The organism is Mycobacterium angelicum (genome assembly GCF_002086155.1).
Lineage (GTDB): Bacteria > Actinomycetota > Actinomycetes > Mycobacteriales > Mycobacteriaceae > Mycobacterium > Mycobacterium angelicum.
Genome location: NZ_MVHE01000037.1, coordinates 15,349 through 27,115, shown reverse-complemented (window position 1 = coordinate 27,115; position 11,767 = coordinate 15,349). Strand labels below are relative to the sequence as shown.

The 11,767-nt window shown below is 66.1% G+C and carries 7 protein-coding genes; 4 read left to right on the top strand and 3 right to left on the bottom strand.

The features are described 5' to 3' along the window. Window positions 1–44: 44 nt before the first annotated feature. The 4 genes from BST12_RS19210 (at window position 45) to BST12_RS19195 (ending at window position 7,769) form a co-directional block, all read left to right on the top strand. The gene (locus BST12_RS19210; RefSeq protein ID WP_245850434.1) at window positions 45–1,340 is read left to right on the top strand and encodes a phytoene desaturase family protein; all 1,296 of its coding nucleotides are present in this window, start codon (window positions 45–47) and stop codon (window positions 1,338–1,340) included. An 81-nt stretch (window positions 1,341–1,421) separates the two neighbouring features. Beyond that, window positions 1,422–3,803: an aminotransferase class I/II-fold pyridoxal phosphate-dependent enzyme gene (locus BST12_RS19205; protein ID WP_211281309.1), complete on the top strand. Its 2,382-nt coding sequence runs from the start codon at window positions 1,422–1,424 to the stop codon at window positions 3,801–3,803. Window positions 3,804–3,881: 78 nt separating this feature from the next. Further along, window positions 3,882–6,533 carry a type I polyketide synthase gene (locus BST12_RS19200; protein WP_139801779.1) on the top strand — a complete coding sequence of 884 codons (2,652 nt, stop codon included), beginning with the start codon at window positions 3,882–3,884 and terminating at the stop codon, window positions 6,531–6,533. A gap of 174 nt (window positions 6,534–6,707) precedes the next feature. Then, window positions 6,708–7,769, top strand: a complete 1,062-nt coding sequence (locus BST12_RS19195) for a type III polyketide synthase (RefSeq protein WP_083114722.1) — start codon at window positions 6,708–6,710, stop codon at window positions 7,767–7,769. On the opposite strand, the gene BST12_RS19190 is transcribed toward BST12_RS19195, so the two are convergent. The 3 genes from BST12_RS19190 to BST12_RS19180 are packed head-to-tail and all read right to left on the bottom strand — an operon-like array spanning window position 7,752 to window position 11,661. Beyond that, window positions 7,752–9,035, bottom strand: a complete 1,284-nt coding sequence (locus tag BST12_RS19190; RefSeq protein WP_139801778.1) for a cytochrome P450 — start codon at window positions 9,033–9,035, stop codon at window positions 7,752–7,754. The genes BST12_RS19195 and BST12_RS19190 overlap by 18 nt on opposite strands. 14 nt (window positions 9,036–9,049) lie before the next feature. Further along, window positions 9,050–10,837, bottom strand: coding sequence for an ABC-F family ATP-binding cassette domain-containing protein (locus BST12_RS19185; RefSeq protein WP_083114720.1), 1,788 nt, complete (start codon window positions 10,835–10,837; stop codon window positions 9,050–9,052). Window positions 10,838–10,890: 53 nt separating this feature from the next. After that, window positions 10,891–11,661 carry a phthiotriol/phenolphthiotriol dimycocerosates methyltransferase gene (locus BST12_RS19180; RefSeq protein WP_139801777.1) on the bottom strand — a complete coding sequence of 257 codons (771 nt, stop codon included), beginning with the start codon at window positions 11,659–11,661 and terminating at the stop codon, window positions 10,891–10,893. Window positions 11,662–11,767: the final 106 nt, after the last annotated feature.

The window sequence follows — 11,767 nt, the reverse complement described above, 5'->3', positions numbered from 1 at the left end:
AGCCAACTGTTCGCCATCCTCGACGAGGAGCTCGGCCCCTAGCTGTGGTATCTGTTTCGACTGTGTTCGACGCGGTCGTCATAGGTAGCGGGATTTCGGGACTCACCGCCGCGCTGCAGCTGCAGCGGCAGGGTGTGCAGACGCTGGTGCTCGAGCGGCGCGCGGTACCCGGCGGGCTTTGCGGGACATTCACTCTCGACGGCTATGAGTTCGTCACCGGATGCAACGACTTCGGCGGCGGGATGGCCCGAATTCTGCGCGAGTTCGGTGTAGACATCGGATTTCTGACGCCCAAGGCGCGCTTTCAGCTGGCAGACCACGTCGTCAACCTGCCGCCGGACCTCCCGACGACACTTAAGCTCGTCCGACGCGTGCCGGGCCTCGTACGAGCGCTGTGGCAGGCCCGCAAGAGCCCCGACCAGAGCATCGGGCAGCTGGTCGACGAGCACATCGGTGACCCACTGCTTGCCGACGCCGTCTGCCTGCCGGTCACCGGGATGATGCGGTCTCCCGACGACGTGACTGTCGCCGAGGTACGCGAGAACTTCGCACGCGAGCACGACTACGGCTACGACAAGAGCTGCACACCCGTCGGCGGGCCGGGCGCCATGATCGATGCGATGGTCCGCCGGTTCGCGCAACTCGGCGGCGAACTGCGCCTCGACTGCGAAGTTCTGGAAGTCGCCGGCGGGGCAAACAACATGCGCGTCATGACCCCCGCCGGGCCCGTCTCGGCCCGAACGGTCCTTTCCAGTGCGGGCCGCTGGGCTCACTATCCCGCCGGAACCAAACCCGGCATCGAGGCGGCCGTGCTGCTGCTGGCCGTCGACAAGTCATGGCGCTACCCCAGCGGCTACCACACCCTGGCGTGGTTTCAGCCCGGCGTGGCAGAGCAACTACGCCGCCTCGACGCGGGGCTTGCCGTGCCGCGGCCCAACTTCCACATTTTTCGATCCGACCTGCCCGAGCAGCCGCAGCACTACACGGTCAACGCGTTTCTCCCATTGCCGCGCGGCGAGCGAAATCCGTTGGCGCAGCAACGAAATGAACTCATCGAGCATGTGTTGCAAACAGTGGACGCCAGCCTGCCCGGATTCCGGTCCGCACTGATCTATCAGCGGTTCTTGTCGCCGGTCGAATACGAGGCCCGACTCGGTCTGTGCTGTTCGCCGAGTCCGTTTGTCCCGCCACCCGGCTTCCAGAAGCCACCCAGCTACGACGCCGAGCGCGACATCCATTTCCTCGGTACCTCGGTGGGCCCACCCGGCGAGCACGCCGGTGCCGCTGCGCGCTCCGGCAAGCTGGCCGCCCGCCGGGCAATGCAACGCCTGGCAACCTGATTCAAGCGAAATTCAACGGTTTCTCAAGGAGCCGGAGCAAAGCTCACTGCGCAACGTATCCAATCCTTCAGGGAGATGCTTGTGCCGACACCAGCAGAGCGGCTGGCGATTCTCGACGAATCGGTGACCGAAGGTGTCAGCGACGGGTTGCTGCATCTCGAGCCGCAGGATGCCTCGTTCGGTGGGCGGGTCATCACCCTCGCCGGACGCGAACACGTGAGCTTCGGATCGTGCAGTTACCTTGGCCTAGAACTGGATCCGCGGTTGCGCGAGGCGACGATCGAGGCCGTCGGGCGCTACGGCACGCAATTCTCCTCGTCGCGTGCCTATCTGCAGTCGCCCCAGTATTCCGAACTCGAGGCCTTACTGGACCGGATGTTCGGCGGTCATGTACTGGTTGTGCCGACGACGACGCTGGGCCACCTCGCCACGCTGCCGGTGCTCGTCGGCGAGCACGACGTGGTGCTGCTAGACCACCAGGTCCACGCCAGCGTTCAGATGGCGGCCAACCAGTTGCGGGTGCTCGGTGCCGAGATCGACGTGATCCGCCACAACGACATGGATCGCCTCGAAGCCCTGATCGAGCGCGGCGGCAAAACGCACGACAAGATCTGGTATTTCGCCGACGGCGTGTACTCGATGTTCGCCGACGTCGCACCGTTCGAGCGGCTGCGTGACCTGCTGGACCGCCACGAGCGTTTGCACCTCTACATCGACGACTCGCACGGTGTTGGCTGGGCCGGCAAGCACGGGCGCGGCCCCGCGCTCGACGTGCTCGGCGGCCATCCCCGAGTGGTCGCGGCATGCTCGCTGAACAAGTCGTTCGCAGCGGCAGGCGGCGCGATGGTGTTCCCCGACGCCGAGCTCTACCGCAGGGTGCGGACGGTGGGCGGTCCGATGATCTTCTCGGGCCCGATTCAGCCGCCCATGCTCGGCGCGGCGATCCAATCGGCCAAGATCCACTTGTCGGGCGAGCTGCCGCGCCTGCAGGCCGACCTGCGCAGACGCATCCACTTGTTCAACACCCTTGCCGATGAGTACGAAATCCCGCTTGCTACAAAAGAATTGACTCCAATCCGGTATATTCCCCTGGGCCTGCCCGCGGTCACCCGCGACGTGATCAAGAATGCGATCGCCGACGGAATGTACCTCAATGCGGGAGTGTTCCCGGCCGTCCCGATGAATCACTCCGGAGTACGCGCGACGCTGACGCGGCACCACACCCTAGACGATGTGCGGGCCCTACTGAAATCGCTGGCACGCCACGTGCCGGCCGCCCTGGATCGCGGCGGAGATGCCGCGCAACTGCGCCATGTCGAGGTCATCACCAATCTGCAGTTGCGGCTTGAACATCGACGCTGGGCCGACGAACTCGACGCGACCGAATGGGACGCGCTGCTGGGTGATCGTGGCACGTTCACCGTGGCCGGATTGCGTTTTCTGGAAAGAGTTTTCGGCCGCCCGGGCGGAGGCCCGGAGGACGTCTGGCAGTTCCACTACTACATCGTCCGGGACGGGTCGGGCCGGGCGATCCTGGCCACGTTCTTCACCGCGGCACTGTGGAAAGACGACATGCTCGCCTCGGCTGAGGTCTCCGAGCGGGTGGAGCGGCGTCGCGCCGAGGATCGCTATTACCTGACTTCGCTGCACTTTGCGATGGGATCGCTGCTGACCGAGGGCGACCACCTGTACCTGGACCGCAGCGCGAACTGGCGGGGTGCTCTGGGGCTGTTGCTTGCCGCTGTTGCCGAGCATGCGGGTGCGGCCGGTGCGGGCACGATCGTGTTGCGTGATCTGGACGCCGCCGACCTCGAGCTGGCAGCGGCGATTCGCGCGGCCGGCTATGTGCGGACCTCCCTGCCGGAATCGCTGGTCTGCGAATCGGTCGCGGACAGCGACGAGGCGTGGCTGGCCGGGCTCAAGCAGAAGCAGCGATGGCACCAGCGTCGCCGGGTTCTCCCGTTCGACGACACCTACGAGGTCGAGTTCTTGCGCCGCGGTTCCCGCGAGGTCAGCGATGCAGAACTCGACCATTTTTATGAGCTTTACCGTGCGGTTCAACGGCGTGGCCTCGCCTTGAACGTGTTCCCGCTGCCCAAACGCATCCTGCGGGAAATGCTGTCTCACGACGCTTGGGAGCTGATGGTGCTCCGGCTACCCGAGACCGGTGAGGTGGTGTCGTTCGGTGCGCTGTTCGTGGGCGTGAGCCACTATGCCCCGATTTTGATCGGGCTGGATTACCGGTACGTGACGTCGCACGGGCTGTACCGCCAAATGCTGCGGCACGCGCTGCGGCGGGCACGCGAGCACGGAGCCGCGCGCGTGCTGTTGGGAATGGGCGCCACAATCGAAAAAGAACGCTTCGGCGCTCGATCGCATGCGCGGGTTGCGTTTGCGCAGGCCTCCGACCACTACGCGGCCGAGGTATTGGCTGCTCTGGCCGCAGACAGCCGCGGCGCCTGATCACGTCGGGCCCGTCGTCAACCTCCCGGGCTCGGGGTTCGTACCATGCGAATCAGTGCCTCACGAGTGGAGGGTGGTTTGCAACCGACGGATATCGCCATCATCGGATTGGCATGCAGGTTTCCCGGGGCCGCCAACCCGCGCGACTTCTGGCAGCTGCTGCGCGACGGGCGCGAAGCCACCGGCTCTATCGACAACCTCGCCGACTTCGACGCCGGCTTCTTCAACCTCTCGCCGCGCGAGGCCTGCGCGATGGACCCCCGCCAGCGCCTGGCGCTGGAGCTGACCTGGGAGTTGTTCGAAGACGCATTCGTTGTGCCGCAAGACGTACGCGGCAGGCAGGTCGCGGTGTACCTGGGCGCGATGAACGACGACTACGCCTTCCTGACGCTGCGTGATGCCGCAGACACCCTTGACCATCACTCCTTCGCGGGCAGCAATCGGGCGATGATCGCCAACCGGGTGTCGTATGCCTTCGGTCTGCGCGGGGTCAGCATGGTCGTCGACTCCGCGCAATCGTCATCCCTCGCGGCGGTACACCTCGCCTGCGAAAGCCTGCGGGCCGGCGCAGCGGAGCTGGCGATCGCCGGTGGCATCCAGCTCAACCTGGCGCCCGAAATCGACATGCTGGAAAGCGAATCCGGTGCGCTGTCGGTGCTGGGCCACACCTACGCATTCGATGAACGCGCCGACGGCTACGTGCGCGGCGAAGGCGGTGGCGTTGTTCTCCTCAAGCCCTTACCGGCCGCCGTGGCTGACGGAAACCGAATCCACGCAGTAATTCTGGGCAGCGCGCTGGGCAACGCCGGGCACAGCGCGCCCGGGCTGACCGTGCCCTCGGCCGCCGCGGAGGCCGAGATCATCCGCCAGGCGCTGTCCAGCGCGGGCGTGGACCACAACCAGATCGACTATGTCGAAGCGCACGGAACGGGCACCCAAGTCGGTGACCCGATCGAGGCCGCGGCGCTCGGTGAGATCTTCGCCGAGCGGAGCCAGCGTCCGGCGGCGGTGGGCTCGGTGGCAACCAACATCGGCAACGCCGGCGCGGCCGCGGGCATCGCGGGCTTACTCAAGGCGGTTCTAGCGCTCGAAAACGGTTTGATCCCAGCAAGTCTCAACTATGTCAGTCCCAGCACCGACGTGGAAAGCTTTGGCCTGCGCGTCAACGCGGCGCTAACGCCCTGGCCCGAGGCGCAGCCACGGCGGGCCGGGGTGTCCTCATTCGGGATGGGCGGCACCAATGCCCATGTGATCTTGCAGCAGGCCCCTGGTACGGCTAAAAGCGCTGTGGCGGAATATGATTCGGTCGCCGTGCCGTGGGTATTGTCGGCGCGGTCGAGTGCGGCGCTGGTCAACCAGGCGCAGCGGTTGCTGGCATGGATCGAAGCGGACCACCGGTTGAGCGCACTCGATGTGGGCTGGACTTTGGCGAGCACGCGGTCGGCGTTCGAGCACCGCGCCGTCGTGGTCGGCGCCACGCGTGCTCAGTTGTCGGCCGGCTTGGCCGAATTGGCCGGTGCCGATCACGCCCCCGACCAGCCGAGCCAGCCGAGCCGCAAGATTGCGTTCGTGTTTGCCGGACACGGTTGGCAGTGGCCGGGGGTGGGTCATCAGCTGTATCAACGGTTTCCGGCGTTCGCGGCGGCCTTCGACGAAGTCGCCGACGCGTTGGATGCACAGCTGAGAGTGCCGCTGCGGCAGGTTATCTGGGGTACCGATGCCGAGCTACTACAGAGCGCGGAATTCACCCGGCCCGCGGTGTTCGCGGTGGAGGTGGCATTGGCAACGCTGTTGAGAGAATGGGGCGTCACGCCCGAGGTGGTGCTCGGTCAGTCGGTCGGCGAGGTTGCCGCGGCCTACATAGCCGGCGTGCTGTCGCTGCCCGAAGCCGCGACGGTGCTGACTCAAGGTAAGGACGAGTTTTTGCCGACGCCGGCTCAGCTGCCGGAATCGGAACCGCGAATCGAACTGGTGTCGGACAAGGCGACAGCTGAATCACTGGGCGCCAATGTGTTCGTCGAGGTGGGTCCGGATGCCGGGTTGACCGCCGAGTCCCTGCTCTCCGCGCTGGGTCGGTTGTTCACCGCGGGTGTGAATGTGAATTGGCCCCAGGCATTCGCCGGGATGGGCGCCCACCGGGTCGACCTGCCGACCTACGGATTCGCCCGGCAGCGCTATTGGCTTGGCGGCACGCGCGCGGATCAGGCGGACAGCGCATCCGCAACCCTGGCAACCCTGGCGGACCTGCCAGCGGCAGAACAACGCCGCAAGCTGGTGGAACTGGTGTGTGGGCACGCGGCGATCGTCTTGGGTCACCCGGACAGCCGGAACATCGATCCCGAGCGCGCTTTCGAAGAACTCGGTTTCGGGTCAATGACCGGTGTGGAATTGCGCAACCGTCTGACCACGGCGACGGGGTTGGTGTTATCGCGCACGCTGATCTTTGACTATCCGACCCCCGCGGCTTTAGCCGCCCACCTCGGTTATCAACTTTCCGGCAGTCCGCCTCCGGCATCTGACGACGAGAATATGTGGGCGATGCTGCGAAACATTCCCATCCAGGAGCTTCGGCGCACCGGGCTGCTGGACAAACTATTGCTGCTGGCCGGGCAGTCAGGTGGAGTCGCGCCTGATCCGACCGTCAGCGACGACGTCATCGACTCGTTGAGCCCGGAAGCGTTAATCGAAATGGCGCTTAATCCGGATCCCAATGCAGATGACGAAAATTGACATTAACTGACGAAATACGGGCGGCGCGGCGCAATTACGCTGAGGCGCACCGCTAAATGCGACAGGTGTTGAATAGCCGCGTTCTTTAGCGGGAACCGTCCGAGCCCATCTAAACTGCGGACTTTAAGGGGTACGAATCGGGGGCCGGCCTAAGTGACCGGGAGGGGTAGGGAAATGAGCGTCATTGCGGGTGTGTTCGGAGCATTGCCGTCGCACCGCTACAGCCAGGCCGAGGTGACCGATGCGCTGGTCGAATTCCCTGGCCTCAAAGAGCACGAGGACATCGTCCGGCGCCTGCACGCCGCCGCGCGGGTCAACAGTCGTCACCTCGTTCTGCCGCTGGAGCGATATGCCTCGCTCACCGACTTCGGCGATGCGAACGAAATCTTCATCGACAAGGCGGTCGATCTCGGCATCGAAGCCCTCATGGGCGCATTGGACGAGGCCGGGCTGCAGCCGTCGGATATCGACATGATCATCACCACGACGGTCACCGGTGTCGCCGTGCCGTCGCTTGACGCCCGGATCGCCGGACGGATCGGTCTGCGCCCCGACGTGCGCCGGATGCCGCTGTTCGGCCTGGGCTGCGTCGCCGGGGCAGCCGGAGTGGCCCGGCTGCACGACTACCTGCGTGGCGCGCCGGACGGCGTCGCGGTGCTGGTAGCCGTAGAGCTCTGCTCGCTGACCTACCCGGCGGTCAAGCCCACGGTGTCCGGACTGGTCGGGACCGCGCTGTTCGGCGACGGCGCGGCCGCGGTAGTTGCCGTCGGCGACCAGCGCGCCGAGCGGATGCGCTCAGCTGGGCCCGACATCGTCGATTCGCGCAGCAGCCTGTACCCCGATTCCCTGCACATCATGGGCTGGGATGTGGGCACCCACGGGTTGCGGCTGCGGCTCTCGCCCGATCTCACTACCCTGATCGAGCGGCACCTTGCCGAAGACGTCGACGCATTCCTGGCGACGCACCAGTTGAGCAGGGACGACATCAGCGCCTGGGTGAGCCACCCGGGTGGTCCGAAGGTCATCAACGCGATCGCCACCAGTCTGGAGCTACCGCCGGAAGCACTGGAGCTGACCTGGCGTTCGCTCGGCGAGATCTCCAACCTGTCGTCGGCTTCGGTGCTGCACATCCTGCGCGACACCATCGAAAAGCGGCCGCCCAGTGACAGCCCGGGGCTGATGCTGGCCATGGGGCCCGGATTCTGCGCCGAACTGGTGCTATTGCGCTGGCACTGAGTCACTGACTTCGACAGTCAAACCCGGTCGAGGGCACAGCGCGGCCAGGTGCCCGGCCCGAATCCGCTGAGCGGGCAACCGCAGTGATGTCCTGGCGACCAGCCGGGCGAGCATCACGGTCATTTCGGTGGTGGCCATGGCCGCTCCGATACACCGGTGCAACCCGCCGCTGAACGGGATGAACTCATGCGGCGCCGGTTTGCGGTAATCCGGCGACTCGGGATCCCACCGTTGCGGACGGAATTCGGTTGGCGCGGACCATGTTTCGGGGAGCCGATGGGTGACGTAAGCGCTGAAGACCAGCAGCCGCCCGGCCCGGATGCGGTGCCCGTCGAAGCTGAGATCTCGCATCACCCGGCGTGCCGAGATCACGCCGGGGGAGTACAACCGAAGTGTTTCGTGCACAACGCCATTGAGGTAGCTCAGCTTGTTCAGGTCGCCGGCCGTGGGCGGCCTGCCGCCGAGCAGCCGCGCTACCTCCTCGGCGGCGGCGTCCCAGGCGCCCGGCAGGGTCAGCAGCGTGTAGGCCGCCCAGGCCAGCGCGCCGCTGGTGGTCTCATAACCCGCGGTGATCATCGAAATGATCTGATCGCGAATCTCGTTGTCGCTCAACGCATAACCTTCGTCGCCCCGGCCGTCGAGCAGCATGGTCATCATGTGGTCGTCGGGATTGGGTTGTGCCCGGGCGGCGGCGATCTGGGCGTCGACCAGGCGGTCGATGCGCTCGCGGGCCGCCATCGCCCGGCGCCAGGCGGGGGAGTTGAGTCGCTGCTGTAGCCGCATCACCTGGGGCAGCTGGTGGGTCAAGTTCAGCAGCGGCTGCAGGTTTTCGCCCAGGAAGTCCGAGTGGGCGGCCAGGCGCTGGCCGAACAGCGACTCGGCCGTACTGCGCCGCACCGCGGAGCGGAACTCCTGGTAGATGTCCAGCCGCTGGCCGGGCCGCCAGGCGTCGAGGACGGCGTCGATATTGGCCACCATGGTCTGCACGTAGTCCTGGATCTGGCGGTGACGCAGCCCCGGCGCCACCACGCTGCGCCGGCGCCGGTGGTCGTCGCCGTCACTGACGATCAGCGCGGTCGGGCCGTCGGCGATCGCCAGACTCTCGAATGTTTCCCGCCAACTGAACGCATCGGCGTTGGCGAACACGAACTTGTTCGCCTCGGCTCCGAGCAGATAGGTGTAGCCGTGGCCGCCTAGCCCGGAGTTGATCACCGGACCGCGGCGCCGATACAGCGCCAGCAGCGCTTCGCCGGGCCGGTACGGCACGGTCGCATAACCGCTCATTCCAGTACCTCCGATAGCTCGAGCCAGTTCGCTTCCAGCGTGGCGACCTCGTCTTCCAGGGCGCGCAACTCCTGGCTCAGCCGGGTGATGCCGACATGGTCGGACTGGTCGTGCTTGGCGAGCTCATCGTGTTGGGCCGCGATGCGGTCCGCCAGCCGGGTGAGCTGGCGGTCGATGGCGGCCAGTTCCTTCTCGGCGGCGCGCCGCTGCGCACCCGTCAGCGCCTGCGCAGGGGCTGGGGCCGGCGGTTTGGCCGCGCGCGCGTCAGCCGGCTTGGCGACGGGTTTGGCGGCCAGCCGCAGGTATTCGTCGATGCCGCCGGGCAGATGCCGCAGCCGGCCGTCCAGAATCGCGTACTGCTGATCGGTGACGCGTTCGAGCAGGTAGCGGTCGTGCGAGACGACGATCAGCGTCCCGGCCCAGGAGTCCAGCAGGTCTTCGGTGGCGGTCAGCATGTCGGTGTCTACGTCATTGGTGGGCTCGTCCAGCAGCAGCACATTGGGCTCGGACAACAGCGTCAGCATGAGTTGCAGCCGCCGGCGTTGCCCGCCGGAGAGCTCGCCCACCCGCGCCGACAGCTGGCCGCGGGCGAAGCCGAGTCGCTCCAGCAGCTGGGCCGGGGTGACCTCACGTCCTTCGACCTCATAACCGCCACGCAACCTGCCGAGGACGTCGGCAATCCGGTCGCCAGCCAGCGCCTCGAGCTTGTCGCCGCGCTGATCGAGCACGGCCAGCTGGACGGTCTTGCCGCGCTTGACCCGCCCCGAGTCGGGCGAGATGGTGCCGGCGATCAGCCCGAGCAGGGTGGACTTGCCGGCCCCGTTGGCGCCGACGATGCCGGTGCGTTCGCCGGGGGCGATGCGCCATTCGATTTCGCGCAGCACTGGGCGCCCGCCGAAGGACACCGACACGTCAAGCAGATCGATGACGTCCTTACCGAGCCGGGCGGTGGCCAGTTTGGCGAGCTCGACGGTGTTGCGCAGCGGCGGCACATCGGCGATCAGCTGGTTGGCGGCCTCAATGCGGAATTTGGGCTTGGAGGTCCGCGCCGGCGCGCCGCGGCGCAACCAGGCCAGCTCCTTGCGCATCAGGTTCTGCCGCTTGACCTCGGCGACAGCGGCCAGCCGGTCCCGTTCGACGCGCTGCAGGACGTACGCCGCGTAGCCGCCTTCGAAGGGCTCGACGATTCCGTCATGCACCTCCCAGGTGGTGGTGGCGACCTCGTCGAGGAACCAGCGGTCGTGGGTGACCACCAGCAGGCCACCGGTGTTGCGGGCCCAGCGTTGTTTGAGATGTGCCGCCAGCCAGGTGATGCCTTCGATGTCGAGGTGGTTGGTGGGCTCGTCGAGGGCGATCACATCCCATTCGCCGATCAGCAGCCGGGCCAGCTGCACCCGCCGCCGTTGACCGCCGCTGAGCGTGGAAATCGTTGTGTTCCAAGCAATATCGGCCACGAGGCCGCCGACCACGTCGCGCACCCGCGGATCGCCGGCCCACTGGTGTTCGGGTTGGTCGCCGACCAGAGTCGCACCGACTGTGCGATCGGGGTCGAGGGTATCGGCCTGACTCAATGCGCTCACGCGCAAGCCGGTGCGCTGGGTCACCCGGCCGGAATCGGGTTGCAGCTGGCCGGTCAGCAGCCCCAGCAGGCTGGACTTGCCGTCGCCGTTCCGGCCGACGATGCCCACGCGCGCGCCGTCATTGACGCCAAGCGTGACCGATTCGAATACCACCTGAGTCGGATACGCAAGATGTACCGCCTCGGCTCCGAGCAGGTGCGCCACGGGCTGACGCTATCGTTGCGACACTGCGGCCCGTGCGGCGGGCCGCAGTTGTCTCATTCCTTTTCGAAGCAGTACAGCCGGTAGGAGAGTGCGCCGCTTTCCAGTGCGCTGCAGTTGCTCTCGATGCCCTCATGCAGCCTCTTGCGGACCACCGAACGCAGGAACGGTGGCGTGCGGGAGTCGACGACGTCCTGCAAGTGAAACGCATTCTTGTGGAAGCCGCGGGCTACGTCGTCACTGATGACCCGCTGCGAGATCATCTTCCACGGGGCATCGGCCAGCGCGGCCTCCCATGCCTCGATGCCGATCGGCGGTTGGGAATCGGAGTAGAGGAAGTGTCCGCCCGGAGTGAGCACGCGTACCACTTCGGAGAGGAACCCGCGGAAATTCGGGTAGCAGTGCGACGACTCGATATTGATCACCGCGTCGAAGGACTCGTCCGGGAACGGCAACTGCTCGGCGTGGCCTTGCACGAAATGCAGGTTCGGGATGTTGAGTCGCTCCCGGCAGTACTCGATGCCCGACGGGTTCAGGTCAAGTCCGGTGTAGGACTTCGGTCCCAGCTTGCGCATGATGTAGGACGCCCCACCGCCGTGGCCGCATCCGACCTCCAGGACCCGTTTGCCTTTGAGGTCAACCTGGTTTGCGGTGACGTGGTAGAGCTGGATCTGGTACCGGCTGGACTCGTCCTCCGGGTCAAGCGGCAGACCCATCGGCGGGTCCTCTTCGTAACCGTTGTTGAGCAACAGCAGCTCGCCTGATTTGGCGAAAAGCTTGGTGGCGACGGGGTAAAGGCGCTGCTGAATCGCCGGACCCCAGCGCATGATTGCTTTGAACGACAACTCTCCAACACGGTTCCCCACGGCCATCGCGGCAGTATTACATACGTTGACGGCTCCACGCTAAAAAACGCATTACCCGTCGAACCTC